Here is a 19840-nt window from a genome sequence, read left to right on the forward strand (position 1 = left end):
CAAAGCGAGCCAACCCTCGGAGGGCGGCAGGAAGTACTCGAGCCAGCCCGCCCGACATCCTGCGGCAGGCTACGGGCAGCTAACCCGACCACGATGCCGCTGCAGCCATAGAAGTCGGGAAGTACTGACGGAGCAGCCCGTTCGTGTTTTCGTTGGTGCCGCGGAGCCAAGGGCTGGCGGGCTGTGCGAAGTAGACGCCGTCGGAGAGCTGGTGGGCAATCAGGTCGTGGCGGGCCATTTCCGAGCCTTGGTCCCAGGTCAAGCTCCTGCGGGCGTTCTCGGGGATCGAGGCGAAGACCGCGGTGACGGCCTGGGCGAAGTCGTGGGAGGAGCGGCTGCCGTTCAGGTGGACCAGACGCAGGTAGCGGCTGGTGCGGTCGACCAGGGTGCCGATCGCCGAGTGGCCCATCCTGCCTACGATCAAATCCCCTTCCCAGTCGCCGATCCTGGTCCGAAGCTCGACGATCGGGGGGCGTGCGTCGATCGGGGATGCCGGAGCGATGAATCGGATGCCCCGCTGATCTGGCCGCCGACGGCGTCTGCGCAGCGGTCGGCCCGTGCGCAAGCGGCTGGTCAGTTTCCTGCTCAGGCCGCTCTTTCGTGCGTAGTAGACGGCCTGGTAGATGGTCTCGTGGCAGACATGCCAGTCGGGTCGGTCGGGGTAGGCGATGCGCAGCCAGGCCGCGATCTGCTGCGGGCTCCAGTCCAGCTCGAGCTTGGCCTGGACGGTGCGACGCAGCCAGCCATCGCGCAGGAGCTTGCCGGTGCGCTCCCGCCGTCCTGTCTCCCGCGCCCGGGCGTGGGCGAGATCGGCGTCGTAGATGCCTTTGTCGTGGGAGAGCATGTTCCGTTGCAGCTCACGCGAGATTGTGGACGGTGCCCGGCCGAGACGGCGGGCGATCTCTCGCACGCCATGGCCGCGTTCTTTGAGCGTCGCGATCCGCTGTCGCTCCAACAACGACAGGTACCGCGACGATCGCGCGTCCTCGGCCAACCGCGCCGGCGGAACGCCACCGCGCTCGGCCCGCCACCGATAGCCGGTCTTCCGCCCGATCCCGACCTCACGGCACGCCTCAACGGTCCCCATCCCCGACAGGATCAGACGCCAGTAGGCATCCTCAACCTCAAGCCGCCGCTTCTGTCCCCTGAGTCCCAAATCCACACCCCATCAAATACCAGGAGTGTTGCGACAAGGACTTGAACCCACCCGCCCGCTGGGGGTCAGTATTCAGCCGCCGCCGGGGCAGGCGGGGCTGGACGCCTATCGCCAGGCTTACGCCGATGCAGGGAAGAGCGTCCTGTCTTTCGTCATCGACATCGGTGGCCAGCTCGTGCTGGATGTCATCGGCTACAACGACGCCAAAGCATGCTTCACGAGGGGCGACATCGTCGGATGCCTCTTCACCGCGCTCAACGCTCTCGGTCCTCTGAAGCTCATCGCGTTCACGGGCAAGCTTTCCCGGATTGGCAGGCTTATCTGGCGAATCGCGACCGGCATCCCGAGCTTCCGTCGTACGGTCGCGGCGGCGCAGACCTACGTGCGCAAGAAGCACCGCCTGATCTGGGTGATGCGAAGGCTGATCAAGGGGTGCAGCAGCAGCTTCGTTCCCAATACACGGGTCCTGATGGCAGACGCGAGCCGACGGCGGATCGATGAGGTTCGAGCCGGTGACCGGGTATTGGCCACTGATCCGAAAACCGGCAAGACGGCGTCCCGGCGAGTGTTGAGGACGATCACCAGCAGGGGCGAGAAGCGCCTTGTCGCGATCTCTGCTCACGGTGCTGGGCCGGGCGCGTCCGTAACGGCCACGGACGAACATCCTTTCTGGGTCGCCGGCGCGGAACGCAGATGGGTGAAGGCCAAGGACCTCGAACTCGGGATGTGGCTGCGGACGAGCACCGGCGTCCATATGCAAGTCAAGGCGACCCGTACGTGGACCACGCCCGAGCAGCAAGTTCACAACCTTACGATTGCCGGGATCCCCACCTATTATGTGGAGTTAGGGGTCCGGTCGGCCCTGGTGCACAACTGTGGCGCCAACGACCTTGACCCCTTCCAGGCTCTCGACCGCGTGAGAAGGCACGTCTTCCCCCTGCATGGCCCAGGAACAGAGGCGTCCGGCAGCAAGTTCTCGGATGGCTTCGAAGTGGAAGACATCCTGAATCTAGTGTTCGAAATTCTTACTAATTTCCCATCGGATCAGACGGGAAACCACCGACACCTCGTTACACTCGATCGCGTTATCGGGCAGTCGCAGAGAGAAGGCGATAATCAATGGGTGGATACCAGGCGTGTGGTACTCCGGATGGAGGACGGCGAACTCCTCACCGTACATCCGACCCTGGCGACTGAATGATCATTCGCATAGATTTCAACCGACGTTCGCAAGGGCACCTCATGCCCGACGGATCCGCCGTCGATCTGCGCACGGCTTCCAGGATTCAACTGCGAAGCTCGTTGTTTCCCGGCGACCTCATCCTGCGGTCCGAGGACGCCGACCTGAGCACCCATTCTGGCATCGTCAGCTTGCTGGACATGATCGTGCTTCTGCCGCGCGCCTATCTGCGAGCGAGCACGCATGGACATGCGTCGTTCGGTTTCGTAGACCTTGACTCCCTTCTGCACATGGAAAGTCAGGGGCGGTCACTTCAAGTTTCCGCCACCTACACAAGTGACGTCATCGTGGGGGACAAAGTTCAGTTTTTCCGATCCCTGCTTGGATTTCTGGACGAGCACACGGGACAACTCGTCGACGACTATCCAGAGTTGCTCGACAATCCCAATTTCCTCGAAGCCATGTTCGGGAGCCCACCTTGGACGGGAACGAAAGGCAGGGTCGATCTGGACTCCTGAGTGCGATAACGTGGAAAAGGAACCTTCCCCGGCGGCAACCCGGACACGAAGCTTTCCGAAGAGCTGCAAGACTGGATCAGCTAAGGGTCGTTCTACACGAGATAATCCCATGAGCTACGACCTTGGGGTGTACGGTGTGCGTCGCATCCGGTGGAGTAACTCACGACGGCGATAGGCGCTGCCGCATGTCGACGAGTCGCTCGTTCACCGCACCGCGCGCGGCGAGCAGCGACGCGTTTTTGGACGCCGTGCTCCTGGTTGAGTAGAGCGTTCCCAGTGCGGCGATGTCGTTGACCGCGTCGTAGTGGTGCCCCGCGACGGCGGCGCATGCATCCGCGGCATGCAGCAGTGCCATACCGACGAGGGCCGACTTCGGATCGACCGGACATCAACCGTTCGCCCGGCATGAGGCGTTGCGTCGCGCGGTGGGTCGGGATCCGTTGAGAATCATCGAAGGCGAGCCGGCCGCGCCCGAGAACGAGATCATTGGCATCCATCGAGCGTGGTTTCCCGAGCGTGAGGTGTGGCTTACGTGGGGAGGTTGGAGATACGCGGCAGTGTTAACCCGCGGGGGAACACAATCCGCTTATCGGCTTCTCGCTCGTGAGCGACCTGGGTTTTCGCAGGTCAGTACAGCGCTCAGGCGTTGTGACCTGAAACGCGGAAGGTCGGCGGTTCGGCCCCGCCCCTGCCCGCCCCTGCCCACCTCTGACCAGCAGGACACACGGTCAGGGGTGTTTCTGTTCAAAGCCTGAACCGCAGTCCGCACTGGCCGAACACAATCCGCCTATCTGCGGAAACTGCGCACCCCCGCCAGCACCCACACTGCTGGCCCTCCACTGACCAGCAGGAACGTGGATGATCGGGTGGTTGGACTCGGTGTCCAACGCTTGAGCAGAGGAGAGCTGCTGGCTCGATAGCTACGGCAGGGGTTCGTGTCGCCTCGGCGAGCCGGTAAGCCCTGCAGCTCGGCGGTGATCTGCGGTAACCCTAGGCATGCCGCCCTGCGTCCGCGCGGCGAGTCCGTCATCGGCCTGTCGGCAGGCTCACCAGGCAGCGGCAGAAGGGCGTCCTCGGTGATCCTCATGTCGCGTTGAGGACCGCGAAGACGACCTTGCCGGGGTTGCCGGCGAGCGGGCGGACTCCCCAGTAACGGCAGAGCTGGTCGATGATGAACAGGCCCCGCCCGGCCTCGCTAATGGTGTCGGCGCGCTGGACGCAGGGAAGGTCGCAGGTCGCGTCCTGGACCTCCATCCATAGCGCACCGTCGTCGGCGCGTCCGATCCGGAACGTCACGTCGCCGTCGGATGCGGAGGCGTAGCGCAGAGCGTTGGTGACCAGCTCACTGGCCACCAGGCAAGCCGCGAGGTCGTCCATGCCCCACTGGCCAGTTACCAGCCGCACGAACCGTCGCACCTCTGCAACGACCTTGAGGTCGCGCTTCACCACCATCTCGTTCTCCGCCGCCGCCTGACCCATGACCTCTCCTCACCCTGTGTGCCGAACTCTGCACATTCAGCCACTTTCGAAGCCAGAATGGGCATGCAGCCCCGAAGTGGATTGCAACGGCAAGAGCAGGACCGTTTGTGCAAGTTGCCGAGAGAGGTAAGCCGCCATGGCAGCACGGCGCCAGCGTCCCGATGAGTCCCCCGCCCTCGTGGCGTTCGGCCGCCAGATGCGGCGGCTGCGGGAGGCCAAGGACATCAAGCAGGAAACGATCGCTCACCTGACGAAGGTCAGTCCCGCCCAGGTGAGCCGAATCGAGAGCGGCAAGAAGCGTGCCACGCGAACCTTCGTGGACCTCGTGGACGACTACCTGGAAGCGGGCGGCTCCCTCATCAGCCTGTGGGAGGACCTCAACAAGGACGGTCATCCGGTCCCGATCTGGTTCGACTGGCCACAGCAGGAGTCGGAAGCCGTAGAGCTGGTCACTTGGGAACACACCATCGTTCCCGGTCTGCTGCAGACTCCGTCCTATGCCCGCGTATTCCTCAGCTCCGATGAGGCCGTAGAGGCCCGCATGGCACGCCAGTCCATCCTCAATCGGGAGGACGCACCGCCTACGGTCCTGACCGCACTCCTGAGCGAAAAGGTATTCGACTACATGGTGGGCTCGCCTGAGGTAATGAGGGAGCAGATCGAGCATCTCATCGCTCTCAGTGAGCTGCCCAATGTCACCATCCAGATCGTCCGCAACAATGGGCGTCCGGCGGGCACAGGCGGCGCCTTCGTGGTGGCTACCATGGAGGATCGGAGCGAGGTCGCGTACATGGAGACGACGGTACGAGGCATCACGACCGACAACCCCTCGGACCTCGCCAAACTCTCCGAAACGCTCCGAGAGTTGCGAGCGAGGGCACTCCCCGAAGACATGTCCCGGGACATGATGAGAGAGGCACAGGAGAAATGGACCTGAGCAACGCCACCTGGCGCAAGGCAAGCCGCAGTGGCGAGAACGGCGGCAACTGCGTCGAGCTGGCTGAGGTGGCCGGTGCGGTGGTGGCGGTGCGGGACAGTAAGGATCCAGACGGTCCCGTCCTGCTGCTGACCCGCGCGGCCTTGCGCACCGCCGTCCAGTCCGCCCTCACGGCCCGCTGACCAACCCGCTTCCCTGCCTCCCTAAGTGCTGAGCCCGCGGCGGGTCCACCCTGCTCGCCGACGTGCGGGCTCTCGCCGGGCGCCTGCTTCACGAGCATCCGGACAGCGCAGAGACCCACTCCCCTGCGTGTTCCGAAGGGGATGCCGTCAGATGCGTGCTGCGATCAAGGACACGTCCCGCAGCACCCGATCGAGCAGTTCCTCCAGCAGACGGTTCTCCTCAAGGGCCACGCGGGCTCTGTCGTGAAGGGGTTCGACCGTTTCCTGGAAACGTCGGCGAACTTCTGGATCGGGCCAGGGCAGTTCTAGTTGTGAGAAGGCGCGTCGACTGATCTCCCTGGCCTGCCGGCCTTGCGCGATCCTGGGAAGCTCCTCGCTTCGGGAACGCAGCTCATGCAGCAGCCACCAGCGGTCCGAGGGGACGGACGGGCGCACCGCGAGGACGCCCCGGTTCGGGATGGTCGGCACCCAGGTCACCGCGGTGCGGGCGCCCTCGGGTCTTGAGGCGACCAGTACGGTTCCCGGTGCGCAGACGTTGCCCAGCTCGGCGAGCGTTTCGCGTCCTCCCTGGATGTAGGGCGGATCAGCGGCCAGGACGTCGGCCGGCGATATCCGGAACGTCGCGATACCGCCCGTGGTAGGCGGCTGAGCGGGCCGACCGGTCAGCACGGAGGCGACGGCACCGAACGTGGAAGGCGTCCACGATCGTCTTTGCTGCCGCGCCAGCATGGCGTGATGAGCGTCGGCCAAGGCGACGGCGTCTGCGGCGATCCGCTGGTTCAGGTCCCTCTTGTCCTGCACCAGCTCGACCAGCCGAGTGATGGTCTCGATTCGTTCGGGGGGCGGGACGGCCACCTCCATCGCCCTTAGCCGGTCGATGCTCAGTGTCGGCTCGACATACGCCGACACGTGCCGGTCGAACCACGCGCGGGCGGTCGGCGTCTGGAACCAGATCTTCAGCCAGCGGTTGAGGCGGTGGTCCCGCGAGCGGAGGATGCCGACAGAGCGTGTCGTCACCCAGCCCGAATGCCGCTGGTCGATCAGCGCCGCGTCACCCACCCGGCGGACGAGCACCACGACCAGGTCACCCTCGGCGAGGACGGCGCGACTGTCCTTGGTGTCCGGCTCCGCGGCATGATCCGGAGAAGTGGTCCGAAGGCGGCCATCGCGGACGTCACCTGCTCTGATCACTCCCCCTCCGCTGGGAAGCTCCTGCTCGGGGAGCCCGTAGGTGACCTTGAGGTCCGCGGCCTCCTTCACCGTCATGCGCTGCCAGCCCTCGGCGGTGAGTTCGCGCATCACAGTTCGTCCAAGACTCGAAGCAGTTCGGATTCCAGCGTGCGCGCCTCCTCGAACTTGTACCGGAGTTCGGCGGCGAGTTCATCGATCTGCCGCTGCTCTGAAGCACCTTCGATGCTGAGCTCACCGGTGTATCTCGGCGGTTGCAGGTCGTATCGCTGCTCGGCGATCTCTTCGGCGCCGACCGAACGGCACCGACCGGGCTCGTCGCGGTATGGCTCGGCCGCCTCTCGCCACGTTCCGAGCGTGTGCAATATCTGCTCGGCCCCTTCCGGGCTGAGGCGACGCTTGCGCGTTCCCGGCACTGGTTCGTACGCCGCCCGCGCGTTGATGAAGAGCACCTTGCCCCGACGGTCGCTGCTACCCCACTCATCGCGAGGCCCTTTATCGGTGTTGAGCAGCCACAGGCAACAGGGAGCGCGGCTGTGAGAGAACAGGCCCGGCGGTAGAGCCACCACACATTCGACGACATCGTCTTGGACGAGCCGTTCGCGCAGCTGCTGCTCCACCTGCCGTGCCCCGGTCGCGGCCCCGTCCGCCATGAGGATCGCCGCCCTGCCCCGAGGAGCGAGCGCGTGGACGATATGGAGGATCCACGCCAGGTTCGCGTTGTCCCGGGGAGGCGCCGTGTGCGACCACCTCGGATCGTCCGCGTGTGGTTCGGCATGCCACGAACTGTTGAACGGCGGATTGGCCAGGACGATGTCATAGGAGGACTCGGCAGGCCGCGCCAGACTGTTCATCGGTGCGAGCAGCTGTGCGTCCACGTTGCGGGCGGTCAGGTTCATTTGGGCGACATGGAGCGTGGAGGCGTGGACGTCCTGGCCGGTCAGCTCGAGATCCGGTGCCCGGCCCGTACGTTCGGACACGTGCCGGGCGGCGCCTATGAGCAATCCGGCTGAGCCGCAGACCGGATCGAGCACCCGCTGGCCTTCCTGGGGATCCACCGCCGCCACCATCAACCGCGCGACATCTTTGCGGGTGAAGTAATCCCCGCTCCTCCCGTGCGCTTCGGACAGCTCCTGAAAGCACTGGTCCAGCCAATCATCGAGGTGGACGACTCGATCTGCCGCCTTGACCAGACGACGTAGAACATCGTCAGCCGTTGGGGGAAAACGCGGCACGAACGCACGGTCCTCCCCTTCTTGATGCTGGAGCAGGCTTTCCCGCACCAAAGGCCCCATCGCGGACTGCGGCGTCTCCGTTCGCGCCAAGAGCCGCCGCCACCAGGAACTCTGATCGCTCTGCGGGTGCTGTAGTGCCTGGTCTCTCAGAATCATGAGGCCGGCCACGACGCGACAGGCGTCATGGAAGCTGAGCAGACGTCCCAGGTCACGCACTGAGCCACGGACTTGGATTGGCACTTCAGGAGACATCGCCACTCCTCTTCGCGACCGGGCACGCCGTTCCCGCGTACTTGCTCACGCCATGCCGCCCGTTTTCATGAGCAGGACGATCACCGGGACCGCGGCGGCGAAAGCAGCGGCCCCGGCTGCGATGGCACCGACGACCCGGCCGCCGTCGAGCCACTTCAGGAATCCGGCCAGCAACGCCGCGATCAGCGCCACCAGGATCACTATGACCACGATGAGGACTCGCTCCATATGCGGGCTCCATCTCTACTGGGCGCGCCGAGGCCAGCGAACGGTCGCGCGAGGGTTCCGGTGCAGCGGGCGGGCGGCCTGCCTGCCTGCCTGCCGACAAGAGAACGGTAGGACGCTACTGCCGCGGCGTGCCAAGAGCACGCCGTTTGGGTTTTCTCACGAGGTCGTCCGGATGGACGTCACTCCGTGATGTGGGGGATCGTCATGGGGCACGCTCTCGCCCCTTGGCCCGAGTCCTACTCGGCATCACCGGTCGCGGCTTCGGGTTCCGTCGGTCCCGTAGGCCTCGGCCCCGTACTTCCGCCCGTCCCGTCAGCCTCGATGGAGGCGTGGCGACGCCGTGCGAGCTCATCGCGTTCGATGTCCGGAATCGACATCGATTCGGCCAGCACGGCGGTGAGCGCGTCCACCTGAGTGTTGTCGATGTCAGCGTGGAAGAGCCACCGGATGTTCTCGTCGCGCGTGATGAGGTCGATCGCGATGCGTCCGCTTCCGTCCTGTGTGGTCGCTGCTCGGACGTATCGCACTCGGTCGATCGGGATGTCCTGACCGATCTCGCCTTGCTCAAGGAACGCGCTCGTCTTGGCCGTGATGATGCGGCGATCCGTGACAGCGACCAGGGTCTTTGCCGCCGCCTTGTCGATCACTGCCGCCAATCGCTCCTTCGCCACGCTGAAGATCGCAGAAAGTGGGCCGAGGGCATCGAGCTGGTCGGGGAAGCCGAGGACACGAAGGGTCTCATCGTCTTCGAGGAACCACCGCAGGATGCGAAGGTGCGGCTCGAGATCCAGCGATTCGGGTGCGCAGACGACATCCGGAGCCTTAAGCGGAGGGGCCGGGGGGTGGAGAGCGTCGGCAAGCGGCTCGATCGCCTTGAGGAGACGCGCGGAGGTTTGGCGGACCTCCTTCGACTCCCTCCGCTTCCTCGTCAGCGACTGTGACCGTGCGTCGCGCCCGGGAAGCTCGGCGATGATTCGCAGCTCCCGCGTCAGCGAGTCGACGAGGCTCGTCGTCTCGGTGAGAGCGGAGCCGAGCCTCTCGCCAGTGTCGCGCGCAATGGCGTCGACGAGCCGTGCCTCGCCGGCATCTTCGGGCGCAGCGGCTCTCGCCCGCGCCGCATGGAGTGCCTGATATCCGGTCCAGGCCTTGACGGAAGACAGAAGAGCATGGGCATCGAAGACGATTGCGTCCGCGTTCGTCTCGAGATATCCACGGCGGCCACGAGTGTCGAGCCGATGAATCTGCTGGGCGTGATTGCCGACGTTCAGCCGGTACAGCTCAAGCTGCTTACGCAGGTCCGCCTCTCTGCCCACGACGGCGTCCCACAGGGTCCCGGGAACCGATCCGACCTCTCGCGCCTTGTCAACGGCGTGATCGACGGTGGCGACGAGCCCCGTCAGCTCCGCCCACTGCTCGCGGCGGATGGTGGTGAGTACCTGGCTCGTCAGCGCGATGTTGGTCCTGACAAGGCCCGTGATCTCGCTCAGCTGCACCTGAAGGGCGATCATGGCCAGCGCCGGCGCGACCGCGGCCGCGGTCAGCGCCGCGCTCCCCCTGGTCACGGGAATGAAGCGGGCCTGAGCGAGGCCACCGGACGAGATCACTGTTCCGAGGTTCGCGCCGTCCTTGGCGGCAAGCCTTCCACCGGCCTTCAGCAGGCCCAGTGTCGAGTCGCTGAGCCTGTAAAGCCCCTGCACGCCGGCGGATGCGTTGCTGAGGTTGCCGGCCACAGTCGCCGTGTTCGCGATCGAGGCGAGGACCGTGGAGATCTGCTGGCGGTCGGCGGCTGACACGAGCTCCAGATCGATGAGATCAAGCTTGAGTTCGTCCGGGACCTCGCCGGAGACGACGGCAACCCCTGGGAGCACCTCCGCGATGACCGTCGATGCCGCCATCGTGTCGCTGTCCGAGTTGGACGCCGGATCGTCCGCGACAGCTGAGTCGGTGGCGTTGCTCCGGCCGTTCTCCTCACGCGCGGCGTCCCGCATCGAGTCCGAGGGCTCCTGCATACGGTCTCCTCCACGTGAGGGCGTGCAACAGCCAACAACGTCGGCGTTCGCTGCCTCAGGCTACGGTACGGCGTCCTGCGGTCCCCAAGCGCTTGTCCTGTCGTAGGACAGGAAACGCCAGTGTCGGCAGCATCGGAAAGTTCGCCTTGAACCACGTCCGGCTAAACAGCCCGAACGCTGGAACGTAAGGCGCAGTCACCCGAGCGGCTTGCTTAGGCTTTCTGGGCGATGGCGGCCAGTGGCTGGATGGCTGGCGCCGGTTCGACGGATGCAACTTCAGGACGCCATTCGAGGCACGGGACGATGCCGGGTTCGAGAAGGTCGAGGCCAGTAAAGAAGCGGCGGACCTGGTCGAAGGACCTGAGCTTGTAGGGGACGGAGCCGCCCTCGTCGTAGTCGCGTTGCGCCTCGGCGAATTCTGTGGAGATGACGTTGGAGCCGTCGGCGATGGCCAGGTAGCTGCCCGGCGCCAGTCCGTCCATGAGGTGGGTCACGGTAGCGACGGCCTCATCGTCGTCTTGGACATGACCGAGAACGCCCATGAATGTCAGGGCGACAGGCTGGGTGAGGTCGAGTGTGCGGGCGGCGCCTCGGAGGATGGCCGCGGGGTCGTGCATGTCCGCCTCGATGTAGTCGGTGGCGCCTTCGTCCGTACTCGTGAGGAGTGCATGGGCGTGGCGCAGCACGAGGGGGTCGTTGTCGACGTAGACGATGCGAGCCTCAGGTGTGATGCGCTGGGCGACCTCGTGGGTGTTGTCCTCGGTGGGCAGGCCGGTGCCGACGTCGAGGAATTGCCGTACGCCGGCCTCTCTGGCCATGAAGGTGATAGAGCGCTTGAGGAAGTGACGCGTGAGGCGTGCGACGTCGATGATGCCGGGGAAGGTCTGGACGTATTGATCGCCGGCAGCGCGATCGACCGGAAAGTTGTCCTTACCACCGAGCCAGTAGTTCCAGATTCTCGCCGAGTGAGGGACCGAGGTGTCGATACCGCCGGCGTGGTCCTTCTCGGCCTGCGCAAAGAACTCTTTTTCGGCGTCCACTTCGGCTCCATGGTCACTCTGCTACGAGGGCAGCCTCCATGGTGCATTCGAGGGAACAGCACGACAACCCCCTCCGCGTCGCACTCCCTTACAGTTGGGATTCGAGACGGCGAAGAAACTCTTGCGAATCACTCGGCAGCAGGGCGGCGATGGAGTATTTGTGGAACTCACGCAGGTAGTGTTCCTGGTCGTCGTCGCCGGACGGATAGATGGCGCTGTCGGCATGCTCAAGAAAGATCAGATCTGGTATCGGCGGAACCTCGAACCTCAGGATGGTGATAGGCCCGCCTGCCGCATCATGCAGTGGGTGTGAGGCACGCAGGATCTGGATCTTGATGTGCTTTCCCAGGCTGCGGAGATGGCGGAGCTGTGCCCGCATGGTCGGCGGGCTGACTGGGCCGTCGCGGAGCGCCCCCTCGTTGATGATCGCCCACAGGCGTGGCGTTCCGATGGCGCGAAGCAGGTGGAGCTGGCGCATCATGCGCAGTTCGACACGTCGGACGATCTGGATCTCCGGCTCGTTCCCGAGTGCGTGACGCATCAGTTCGGTGGCGTACGGCCTGGTCTGCAGCAGACCGGGCACGTAGGCCTTCTCGTAGCAGCTGATACGGCTGGAGAGAGGCTCGTGGTTCAGGTAGCACTCGACCCAGCCGGGGACAAGGTCGGCGTAGTCGCGGTACCAAGCCTGACTTTCGCCTGATTCCAGCGCCGGCACCGAAGGGCCTGTCGTCGGCGATCCCGACGCGAGTGAGAGCGCCGGGGCGTCGAGAGCGCGAAGCGCCGCGGCGGCGGCTTCGTGTTTGGCCTTCCATTTCTCCAGTGAGCCGATCTGAACAGGGTCGATACCTCGCGTGGCGGCTTCGGCGTGGAATGCACGGAGGAGTTGAGCGACCTGATCCCAGAACGGAAGCTTCTTGCGATCGCCCACCAGCAGGCTGTGGGCGGTCGTCCTGCTGACATGGACACTCTGGCTAGGTCTGCTTTCACCAGCGATCTTCTTCAGCCGTTTGGCCAGGTCTCCATAACTGCGGATTCCGGCGCAGACATAGGCGGCCATCAGGTCTTCCTGGAATGCCTTGATGATGCGCTTTCGTTCATCCGCCATGGAGCCTCTCACTCCTCGTCGAGATCATCACCGATCACACACGGTACAGCTTCCACATACAGAATCAAACGTACACAAGTTCACCCATGATCGAAGATATGACTACCCGCCGGTAGATATGACCGGTGAGTCACGAGGCTCAAGTTTCAAGATCCGCTTGGGGGCTGTTCGGATTTGTCCGTCTTTTCCGAAGTAGCGGACATTCCTGGCCAGTCATTACGACGATCTCTTGGAGCAGCCGAACCTGCCCGAGAGGAATTGGTCCCGCGATGATGCCCTCGCTCCCGGTGTTCGAGGAAGCCGAAGCCGTGTGGCGTGAGGTGGCCTGCGCACTGTTCGCCACCTGGGCGGCGCGGACCGGCAGGTGGTTGCGGCCTGTCCCCGTCTCCCAGCTCAGCGCCACAGAGCTCGAGGACTTCTGGGCAGACGATCAACTTGTCCGACCAACCAGAACCGAAGGTCCATCAACCATGCACAAACCCCTGTCCGCCGTGGACATCGTCGCTTTCGGCGACTCGCGCCGGGACACCGGACTCCAGATTCAGCTCCGAGAGCGCATGTACCAGTTGTTGGACAAAGCGCTAACGATCACCGGCATGTCGCTGGAGGCCTGTCACCACGAGGACCGTGGCGACGGAGCTTTCATCGTGGCGCCGGCCGATGCTGAGCCGTCACATCTGATGGATCCCCTTGCTCATCACCTCAACGCCCTGCTGCGCCGCGAGAACCGATTCGCTCCTCCCCACCTGCGCCTCCGGCTGCGCGCCGCCGCTCACCACGGCAACGTCGAACATGACCAGCACGGCATCGCCGGACGTGCTGCCATAGACCTGTTCCGACACCTGGAGGCACCGGCCTTCAAGCGACTCATGCACAGCAACCCCGACGCCGACCTCGGCCTGGTCGTCACCGACCACCTCTTCCGGGAAGCCGCCCAACGGGGCGACCTCGTCAACCACGACGCCTACCGACCAATCCGGGTCACCGTGAAGGAGACTCGCACACGGGCCTGGGTATGGCTTCCTCCTCCCACACAGCAGCGGCCGACTGCGGTCACTGCTGCTCCTTCACCGCTCTGACGAGGACCGTCAGCACGCCAAGGCCGCCGACCCGAGCATGTCTCGCCGGTTCCCATCGCTACGCCGAACTTATGCGGCCATCATCTTCAGCAAGCTCCGGCACAGCGCAGGTGAGGCCTGATTCAACATCCTCACCTGCGCTGGCTGTGGCCCGGACGGCGCTGCGCGATGGCTGGAGGTCCGCCGCGGACAGCACCGGCAGGCGATCGGCATCGTGGACCTACGCCGCCGGACGGCGCCGAATGGGATCGAGACGTTCCGGCGCTCAGTCTCCCGACGATGACACGCGCTTTCGTGGACGCGGGACAATCCGCGCGCCGGGGCGGTGCGAATAGCGGGTAGGTCGCGAACGATCCGAATCGGAGGTCCTCGTGGTGCGTATCCACGTCTTGATCACCGGAGTGGTGCTTGCAGAGGCCTGCGGTGGCAGGGGAGGCGGTGGGAGATGAATGGGCTTTTCAAGCTGCTCTGGGACCGTGTGGACGAGAACGCGCGCCGCGCTGTCGATGTCTATATCAGCGAGGTCCCTGATTTCCGTTCGGTGGCGGAGGACGAGCGCGCCCGAGCTTCGATGCTGGATTTCGCGGTGCGGCTCAGACGCCGGGAGGCCGAGCTCGCAGCCGATGGAGCGCCCTTCACTGACCGGGACTTGGCGATGCTGACGGCCTTCGGCGAGGAACGCGGCGGACAGGGCGTTTCGCTGATGTCCCGGGGACGCGTTCTTGATCTGCATGACGTTCTCACCCTCCGGGAGATCCACGAAGCGGCCGGCCTGAACGAGGTCGACCACGTGACGGAGATGATCGGCTGGCTTCCCGCCAACGGGCTGGCCGGGCAGAACGCCTACACCCGAGGTTTCCTGAACGGGCACCAACGATCACAGTCTTTCGTCAAGCGGGTCCAGGACCTTGCGGCGACATTGCTCGCGGACATCTCCGTGGCGTCCGGCCTTCCGGAACGCCTCGGGATGCGGCTCGCGGACCGGTATGTGATCACGGTCGTGCGGGTCACCGGTGGTCCGTTGCCGAACGGCCGAGGGCGCGAAGAGATCGTCGGCGCGCTGCTGAAGAGCCATCAGGTGCCGATGACCTGGCGTGAACCCGATGAGCTGGTGGCAGTGCTGCCCTGCGGCGACGTCGCGGCGGCAGAGGAGCACGCGCTCTGCCTCGTCCGCGACTTCGCGCGAATGGTCGGCCGACCGTGCGCGGCCGGAGCGGCCGCCGGGCAGGCCCGCGCGCTGCGCGACACGGTCGCTCTGGCACGCCGGATCAGCCGGGTCGCCCCCGTCGACACGGTGCCGCGCCGCGTGCATGTCATGGCCGATGTCTTCGTTGAGCTCGGCGTCGCGGAGCTGCCGCAGGCCGATGAATGGCTGCGCGGCCTCGCACGGCGGCTGGCGGGCGGCCCTGACCTGGTCGCCACCTTGGACGCGTACTACCAGCACGACATGAATCGGCTGCACACCGCCGGGGCGTTGCGTATCCACCCGCGGACGCTCGACTACCGCCTCCGCCGGGCCCGGGAACTCGTCGAGATGGACCCTGGTTCGCTCCAGGGCGTGCGCGTCCTCAGCGCCGTGGTCACCCACGTGCTCGCCGGACGCTGGAGCTGAACCCTGGCCATCAGACGGCGTTGCGCAGCCCGAGGTGCAGTCCGTACCGCGTAAGCCGCATCGGCAGGCTGAACTTCACGGGCGGGCAAGCCGGGTTGCCCTCGTCCCACACCAACGGACAGGCTCCACCGCAGATAGGGAAGATGGCGCAGCTTGGACAGAACGCACTCGTGTCGCCCAGCAGGTTCTTGTTCCAGTCGTCATAACGGCCTTCGGGCCGCAGCTCGGCGGACTGTGCCTGCGTCACGTGGCCGAGTGCGGTGTCCTCTCGTCCGGGGACCAGCGGCTGCTCAGTGCAGGAGTGCAGTTGCCCTGCGGGCGCGATGACCTCGGCACGCCTGTTCACGGCCACACAGACCATGTGCCGACGTTCGATCGGCAGAGTGCCGGCGGCGAGGCCGTGGTCGGCGTAGGCCTCGAGCCAGTCGCGCTCGACGTCGACCACATCGCGGTGCGCGATCGCGTAGTCGGAGACGTCGTTTCCCCATTCGCGTACGGGCGTCGCGTAGAAACTCACCCGGGGATCGGCGAGACCGGCATCCTGCATCTCGCGTGCGAACTGGGCATGCCTGCCCTGGTTGGCCCGGCTGACGTTGGTGCGAATGCTGAACTGGAGCCCGGGAAGGTCCTCGTCGCAGGCCTGCCGGATCACGTTAACGATATGGCCGAAACTTCCCCGGCCGCTCTTGAGCGGCCGCTGGGAATTGTGCGTCTCCGCGTCGCCGTCGAGCGTGATCTCGAAAAAGCGCAGCCGGCATTCATGGTAAAGCCGCCGGATCTTGTCCAGGGTGAGCAATGCTCCGTTGGTCACCATCTTGGCCGAATATGGTATCCCGGCGGAGCCGCAGGCCGGAATCACGGCTGCGGAAAGATCGAGGATCTGCGCGTATCCCATCATGGGCTCGGCACCGAACCAGGCGACACTGATTCCGCTGGTCGACGGATCCTCGGCGGCCGCGATCAACCGCCGCTTGATCGCGTCTCGATGCTGCTCCCGTTTCGGCAGCCTGAAATGTTTCTGCCCGCAATACCCGCATCCCATGTTGCAGTACGCGGCCGGCATGAGCACGAACATGCGATCAGTGAGCTTCGCGAGATAGGCGCGGTTCTCCTCGACCACCTCGCTGAACTCGTCCCGCGAATCCGCCACGAGCAGATCCGCGGCGGCGAGTTCGGCCCGTTCACCGTCCGACAGCGCGGCGGGGCGGCCTACCAGCCGTTGCAGGACGTCATCGGCCAGGACGTAGACCTGTTCCGACGCGGTCTGCAGCACGAGCCGCACGGGATTCCCGCCGTCGTCGAGCAGGACTTCATCCGACGCAACCAGAAACTGAGTCGCGTGCATCATTACTCCCGATCATGGGTCGATGGAATGGTGGGGCGCGGCCTCGCTTCATCCGCGCCCCACCAGGTCTCAGCAGCAGGTGTTGTTCTGAACCTGCTGATTCTGGCAGCAGGTTCTGTTGGCCATGATGCTGGCGTCAACGACCCCGGGCGTGACATTGGTGAGCACGGTCGAACTGGGCTTGCTGACCGTTTCCGCGCTCGCCGCCCCCGCGGTCATCACGCCACCGATGGCCAATGCCCCAGCCACTCCTGCCGTCGCGGCGACTCTCTTGACGAGATTCGTTCGCTGTTCGTTCACTGAGGTACCTCACATCCTTTTCGAGCCCGCGAACCCATTGCCCGCAATGGCTCTGACTTGGCGAAATCGTGTCAGGATGCAGGTGGGATCATCTACGTGATTCCCCATAAACCTCGGTGCCGCAGCCAAGGTCGGTTTATCATTTCGGGTGATCCAGTGATATCCACCCGGCCGGTTCGACCTCCGGGCCCTGGTACGGCGGTCGTAAACCGCGATCTGGGCGTTCAGCGGCCGCCTCGTAGTGCAGGGCAGCCGCCCGATGTTGCCGGAGCGGTCGGCGGCCATTTCGACGATCTGATAGCCGTGGTGGCCGGATGTTTCGCCAGGTGGAGCACCGGGTCTCGGCACGCAAGCACATGCCGGCGTTGATGAGCGGCTTGCCGCGCAAGAACTGCTGGACGATCACCGAACACGCTGACGACGCCACGCCCGGCAAGACGCAGTACCTGCTGGAGCGCGCGAAGTGGGCGATTGCCCAGGTCCGCGGCTTTGCGCGCGACCGGCTGGACGACAGTGACGCGGCGGCGATCCTGGACGAGTCGGGTCACCGCCATGATCGGAGTCAAGCGCCAATACGTTGTGCGAGCCGGGTCTCCAACGCCATCAACGTCGTGTACTGCAGCTTCGCCACGGCCGCCGGGCACGCCCTGGTCGGCGCCCGTCTGTACCTGCCCGCAGAACAGGCCACCGCTCCACAGCGGCGGCAACGGGCCGCGTCCCCGACGAAGGCGTCTTCGCGACCAAGCGCGAGCTGGGTCGCCAACTCCTGGCCGACCTGCCTGCCGAGGGCCGCCGACTCACCGATTGGGTGACCGGTGATGAGGTCTACGCCCGGGACCCGGGCCTCCGCACGTCGCTGGAGAGTGCCGGGGTACGTTCGGCAGAACGACATCGACCTAGGCAGTTGCACCGCGACCGAGGAGCAACTCCTCTGAGGCCCTAGGGTCCCCGGTGCGCTAGGTGCCGGATGAGAAGCGCAGCCCGGGTGCGCCCGTCCTAGGTACGCAGCGGCAAGCCAGGGCACGTGCGCGAGGATGACGAACTTCCGCGCTCACCAGGGCACTACCAGGCCAGCCTCACGCAGGTAAGCCAGTGCACGAGCGAAGCACTCGTTGGCGGTGTCCGCATCGACCCGTGTCGTTGCCTTCAACGGACCGCCACTAGCGACGAAGGTCCATGCGGGCTTGCCCTCAGCAAGCCGCTCGGGGTCCACCCTGATCATGGCGTTCACGCCATGCTTCGCGAGCCACTCCAGGATGAGCAGCGCAGCATCTTCGGGGTTACCTTCACGGTCGATCTTCGGCCACCGATTCAGACCTGCCATCACAGAATGACCAACCTATCCGCAGATGAAGGGCTAGCGCGCACCGTCGGACACCGTCCTACCTCGGAGCGGTTGGCACTTGGAAGGTCGGGGGTTCGACGCCGTCTCTCAGTCTTGATGGGAGTGCACCGTTCGAACGCCTTCCGCCCTGTGGCTCAGCCTTGGGTTTGAATCGGAATCCGGTCTTTACGGCAGGGGCGGAGCGTACGAGCTTCGGTCAGGGTGCGTGGGTCACTCGGGGGAGCCTGGGACTACTAGGCCGGATTCGTAGGCGACTACTACGGCCTGGGCGCGGTCGCGGAGGCCTAGTTTGGCGAAGATGTGGGCTACGTGGGTTTTGACGGTCGCCTCGCTGAGCTGGAGGTGGTTGGCCAGTTCGGTGTTGGACAGGCCGCCGCCGACCAGGCGGAGCACTTCTTTTTCCCTGGGCGTCAGGTCGTCCAGGCCCTCGGGGGCCGGTTGGGGGCGGGCGAACCGTTCGACGAGCCGGCGGGTGATGGACGGGGCGAGCAGCGCGTCGCCGGTCGCGATCAGCTTCACCGCCGACACCAGGTGCTCGGGGGTGATGTCCTTCAGCAGGAACCCGCTGGCGCCGGCTGCGAGCGCCGCGTACACGTACTGGTCGAGGTCGAAGGTGGTCAGCATCAGGACCCGGCAGTGCGGGAGGTCGGCGAGGACGCGGCGGGTGGCCTCCAGGCCGTCGATGCCGGGCATCCGGATGTCCATCAGGACGACGTCGGGACGGAGGCGTCGGGCCACGGTGACCGCTTCGAGCCCGTCGGCGGCCTCGCCGGCCACCTCGATTCCGGCGCGGGTGAGAATCATCCGGAACCCGCCGCGCACCAGTGTCTGGTCGTCGGCGATCAGCACCCGCGTCATGCCGACTCCAGTGGGATTCGGGCGCGCACCCGGTAGCCGCCGCCCAGCCGCCGCCGCGCGTCCAGGTCTCCGCCGTACACCGCGACGCGCTCACGCAGGCCGGCCAGGCCGCGGCCCTTCTTGTTCTCGGCGGCGGCGACCGTGGTGCCGGTGAGGGCGCTCGGGCCGGTGTTGAGCACCTCCAGTCGCAGGTTGCGCGTTCCGTAGCTCACCTTGACCTCCGCCCTCGCTCCGGGTGTGCCGTGTTTGAGTGCGTTGGTGAGCGCCTCTTGAACGATGCGGTACCCGGTGGCGTCGATTCCGGCAGATAGCGGACGCGGTTCCCCGGTCACGGTCACGTCCACCGGCAGGCCCGCGAACGCGATGCGGTCGACCAGGCTGCCGAGCTGCGCCAGCGACGGCTGCGGGGCGAAGGCGTCGTGGCCGTCGGGGTCGGGTGCGAGTACTCCCAGCAGGTGGCGCAGTTCGGTCATCGCCTCCCGCCCCGTCCGTTCGACGGCCAGCAGCGCCTCCTCGGCCTCACCGTCCAGGCCGTGCCGGGCGGCGCCCGCCTGGATGACCATGACGCTGACGCTGTGGCTGACGATGTCGTGCAGGTCCCGCGCGACCCTGGCCCGTTCCTCCTCGACGGCTCGGTACGCGGCGCTCTCGCGTTCGCGTTCCAGCAGCCAGATCCGCGCGCCGAGTTCGGCACGCCGCCTGCGCCGCTCCCACAGGGCCCACGCGCACGGGACGGCCATGAGAAAAGGCACGATCCACGCGGACAACATCCCACCATCCTGGCTTGAACTG

At 65.6% G+C, this 19840-nt stretch carries 20 protein-coding genes and 1 pseudogene; 7 read left to right on the forward strand and 14 right to left on the reverse strand.

The features are described 5' to 3' along the window. Window positions 1-115: 115 nt before the first annotated feature. Window positions 116-1162 (reverse strand): annotated as a pseudogene (locus ABD333_RS31895) (IS30 family transposase); the annotation flags it as partial. Between the two features lie 19 nt (window positions 1163-1181). Here ABD333_RS31895 and ABD333_RS31900 point away from each other — a divergent pair. Beyond that, entirely contained in the window at window positions 1182-2357 is a 1176-nt protein-coding gene (locus tag ABD333_RS31900) for a polymorphic toxin-type HINT domain-containing protein (RefSeq protein WP_344546249.1), read from the forward strand. 41 nt (window positions 2358-2398) lie between these two features. Next, complete coding sequence (locus ABD333_RS31905) at window positions 2399-2854, forward strand: hypothetical protein (protein ID WP_344546250.1); 456 nt, start codon at window positions 2399-2401, stop codon at window positions 2852-2854. Window positions 2855-3014: 160 nt separating this feature from the next. Here the strand turns inward: ABD333_RS31905 and ABD333_RS31910 are convergent, their stop codons facing one another. After that, on the reverse strand, window positions 3015-3209 hold the full coding sequence (locus ABD333_RS31910) for a hypothetical protein (RefSeq protein ID WP_344546251.1): 195 nt from the start codon (window positions 3207-3209) through the stop codon (window positions 3015-3017). 728 nt (window positions 3210-3937) lie between these two features. Next, window positions 3938-4333: an ATP-binding protein gene (locus ABD333_RS31915; RefSeq protein WP_344546252.1), complete on the reverse strand. Its 396-nt coding sequence runs from the start codon at window positions 4331-4333 to the stop codon at window positions 3938-3940. 136 nt (window positions 4334-4469) lie between these two features. Between ABD333_RS31915 and ABD333_RS31920 the strand changes: the two genes are divergently transcribed. Then, a complete protein-coding gene (locus tag ABD333_RS31920) occupies window positions 4470-5270 on the forward strand; it encodes a helix-turn-helix domain-containing protein (protein ID WP_344546253.1) in 801 nt (266 codons plus the stop codon). Next, entirely contained in the window at window positions 5261-5452 is a 192-nt protein-coding gene (locus ABD333_RS31925; protein WP_344546254.1) for a DUF397 domain-containing protein, read from the forward strand. Before ABD333_RS31920 ends, ABD333_RS31925 begins: the two co-directional genes overlap by 10 nt. A gap of 147 nt (window positions 5453-5599) precedes the next feature. Here the strand turns inward: ABD333_RS31925 and ABD333_RS31930 are convergent, their stop codons facing one another. The 6 genes from ABD333_RS31930 to ABD333_RS31955 all read right to left on the reverse strand — a co-directional run bounded on the left by ABD333_RS31930 (window position 5600) and on the right by ABD333_RS31955 (window position 12509). Next, entirely contained in the window at window positions 5600-6751 is a 1152-nt protein-coding gene (locus ABD333_RS31930) for a restriction endonuclease subunit S domain-containing protein (protein WP_344546255.1), read from the reverse strand. After that, window positions 6751-8127 carry an N-6 DNA methylase gene (locus ABD333_RS31935; RefSeq protein ID WP_344546256.1) on the reverse strand — a complete coding sequence of 459 codons (1377 nt, stop codon included), beginning with the start codon at window positions 8125-8127 and terminating at the stop codon, window positions 6751-6753. The genes ABD333_RS31930 and ABD333_RS31935 overlap by 1 nt, the downstream gene beginning before the upstream one ends. A gap of 45 nt (window positions 8128-8172) precedes the next feature. Beyond that, window positions 8173-8355, reverse strand: a complete 183-nt coding sequence (locus ABD333_RS31940) for a hypothetical protein (RefSeq protein ID WP_344546257.1) — start codon at window positions 8353-8355, stop codon at window positions 8173-8175. A 236-nt stretch (window positions 8356-8591) separates the two neighbouring features. After that, window positions 8592-10364, reverse strand: a complete 1773-nt coding sequence (locus ABD333_RS31945) for a hypothetical protein (RefSeq protein WP_344546258.1) — start codon at window positions 10362-10364, stop codon at window positions 8592-8594. Window positions 10365-10576: 212 nt separating this feature from the next. Continuing rightward, window positions 10577-11404: an SAM-dependent methyltransferase gene (locus ABD333_RS31950; RefSeq protein WP_344546259.1), complete on the reverse strand. Its 828-nt coding sequence runs from the start codon at window positions 11402-11404 to the stop codon at window positions 10577-10579. 88 nt (window positions 11405-11492) lie between these two features. Continuing rightward, the gene (locus tag ABD333_RS31955; protein WP_344546260.1) at window positions 11493-12509 is read right to left on the reverse strand and encodes a DUF5753 domain-containing protein; all 1017 of its coding nucleotides are present in this window, start codon (window positions 12507-12509) and stop codon (window positions 11493-11495) included. A 287-nt stretch (window positions 12510-12796) separates the two neighbouring features. Here ABD333_RS31955 and ABD333_RS31960 point away from each other — a divergent pair, with 287 nt between their 5' ends. Together ABD333_RS31960 and ABD333_RS31965 are read left to right on the forward strand one after the other, a co-directional pair. Next, a complete protein-coding gene (locus ABD333_RS31960) occupies window positions 12797-13588 on the forward strand; it encodes a hypothetical protein (protein WP_344546261.1) in 792 nt (263 codons plus the stop codon). 445 nt (window positions 13589-14033) lie between these two features. Beyond that, a complete protein-coding gene (locus ABD333_RS31965; protein ID WP_344546262.1) occupies window positions 14034-15200 on the forward strand; it encodes a PucR family transcriptional regulator in 1167 nt (388 codons plus the stop codon). Between the two features lie 10 nt (window positions 15201-15210). On the opposite strand, the gene ABD333_RS31970 is transcribed toward ABD333_RS31965, so the two are convergent. Next, entirely contained in the window at window positions 15211-16548 is a 1338-nt protein-coding gene (locus ABD333_RS31970; protein ID WP_344546263.1) for a radical SAM/SPASM domain-containing protein, read from the reverse strand. A 66-nt stretch (window positions 16549-16614) separates the two neighbouring features. Then, window positions 16615-16845, reverse strand: coding sequence for a hypothetical protein (locus ABD333_RS31975; protein WP_344546264.1), 231 nt, complete (start codon window positions 16843-16845; stop codon window positions 16615-16617). A 314-nt stretch (window positions 16846-17159) separates the two neighbouring features. Here ABD333_RS31975 and ABD333_RS31980 point away from each other — a divergent pair, with 314 nt between their 5' ends. Continuing rightward, window positions 17160-17657: a transposase gene (locus tag ABD333_RS31980; protein WP_344546265.1), complete on the forward strand. Its 498-nt coding sequence runs from the start codon at window positions 17160-17162 to the stop codon at window positions 17655-17657. Between the two features lie 239 nt (window positions 17658-17896). On the opposite strand, the gene ABD333_RS31985 is transcribed toward ABD333_RS31980, so the two are convergent. The 3 genes from ABD333_RS31985 to ABD333_RS31995 all read right to left on the reverse strand — a co-directional run bounded on the left by ABD333_RS31985 (window position 17897) and on the right by ABD333_RS31995 (window position 19818). Beyond that, window positions 17897-18169, reverse strand: coding sequence for a hypothetical protein (locus ABD333_RS31985; protein ID WP_344546266.1), 273 nt, complete (start codon window positions 18167-18169; stop codon window positions 17897-17899). A 231-nt stretch (window positions 18170-18400) separates the two neighbouring features. Continuing rightward, window positions 18401-19048, reverse strand: a complete 648-nt coding sequence (locus ABD333_RS31990) for a response regulator (RefSeq protein ID WP_344546267.1) — start codon at window positions 19046-19048, stop codon at window positions 18401-18403. Continuing rightward, window positions 19045-19818, reverse strand: a complete 774-nt coding sequence (locus ABD333_RS31995; protein ID WP_344546268.1) for a sensor histidine kinase — start codon at window positions 19816-19818, stop codon at window positions 19045-19047. Before ABD333_RS31995 ends, ABD333_RS31990 begins: the two co-directional genes overlap by 4 nt. Window positions 19819-19840 lie beyond the last annotated feature (22 nt).

The organism is Actinomadura fulvescens, from assembly GCF_039533225.1.
Lineage (GTDB): Bacteria > Actinomycetota > Actinomycetes > Streptosporangiales > Streptosporangiaceae > Spirillospora > Spirillospora fulvescens.

Bases quoted from the DNA above. Each gene is read 5' to 3' on its own strand.
- ABD333_RS31910 (WP_344546251.1), bottom strand. From the start codon at position 3,209: ATGGCACTGCTGCATGCCGCGGATGCATGCGCCGCCGTCGCGGGGCAC.
- ABD333_RS31970 (WP_344546263.1), bottom strand. From the start codon at position 16,548: ATGATGCACGCGACTCAGTTTCTGGTTGCGTCGGATGAAGTCCTGCTC.
- ABD333_RS31945 (WP_344546258.1), bottom strand. From the start codon at position 10,364: ATGCAGGAGCCCTCGGACTCGATGCGGGACGCCGCGCGTGAGGAGAAC.
- ABD333_RS31995 (WP_344546268.1), bottom strand. From the start codon at position 19,818: ATGTTGTCCGCGTGGATCGTGCCTTTTCTCATGGCCGTCCCGTGCGCG.
- ABD333_RS31985 (WP_344546266.1), bottom strand. From the start codon at position 18,169: ATGGCAGGTCTGAATCGGTGGCCGAAGATCGACCGTGAAGGTAACCCC.
- ABD333_RS31990 (WP_344546267.1), bottom strand. From the start codon at position 19,048: ATGACGCGGGTGCTGATCGCCGACGACCAGACACTGGTGCGCGGCGGG.
- ABD333_RS31965 (WP_344546262.1), top strand. From the start codon at position 14,034: ATGAATGGGCTTTTCAAGCTGCTCTGGGACCGTGTGGACGAGAACGCG.
- ABD333_RS31955 (WP_344546260.1), bottom strand. From the start codon at position 12,509: ATGGCGGATGAACGAAAGCGCATCATCAAGGCATTCCAGGAAGACCTG.
- ABD333_RS31905 (WP_344546250.1), top strand. From the start codon at position 2,399: ATGCCCGACGGATCCGCCGTCGATCTGCGCACGGCTTCCAGGATTCAA.
- ABD333_RS31980 (WP_344546265.1), top strand. From the start codon at position 17,160: ATGTTTCGCCAGGTGGAGCACCGGGTCTCGGCACGCAAGCACATGCCG.
- ABD333_RS31940 (WP_344546257.1), bottom strand. From the start codon at position 8,355: ATGGAGCGAGTCCTCATCGTGGTCATAGTGATCCTGGTGGCGCTGATC.
- ABD333_RS31915 (WP_344546252.1), bottom strand. From the start codon at position 4,333: ATGGGTCAGGCGGCGGCGGAGAACGAGATGGTGGTGAAGCGCGACCTC.
- ABD333_RS31930 (WP_344546255.1), bottom strand. From the start codon at position 6,751: ATGCGCGAACTCACCGCCGAGGGCTGGCAGCGCATGACGGTGAAGGAG.
- ABD333_RS31920 (WP_344546253.1), top strand. From the start codon at position 4,470: ATGGCAGCACGGCGCCAGCGTCCCGATGAGTCCCCCGCCCTCGTGGCG.
- ABD333_RS31925 (WP_344546254.1), top strand. From the start codon at position 5,261: ATGGACCTGAGCAACGCCACCTGGCGCAAGGCAAGCCGCAGTGGCGAG.
- ABD333_RS31935 (WP_344546256.1), bottom strand. From the start codon at position 8,127: ATGTCTCCTGAAGTGCCAATCCAAGTCCGTGGCTCAGTGCGTGACCTG.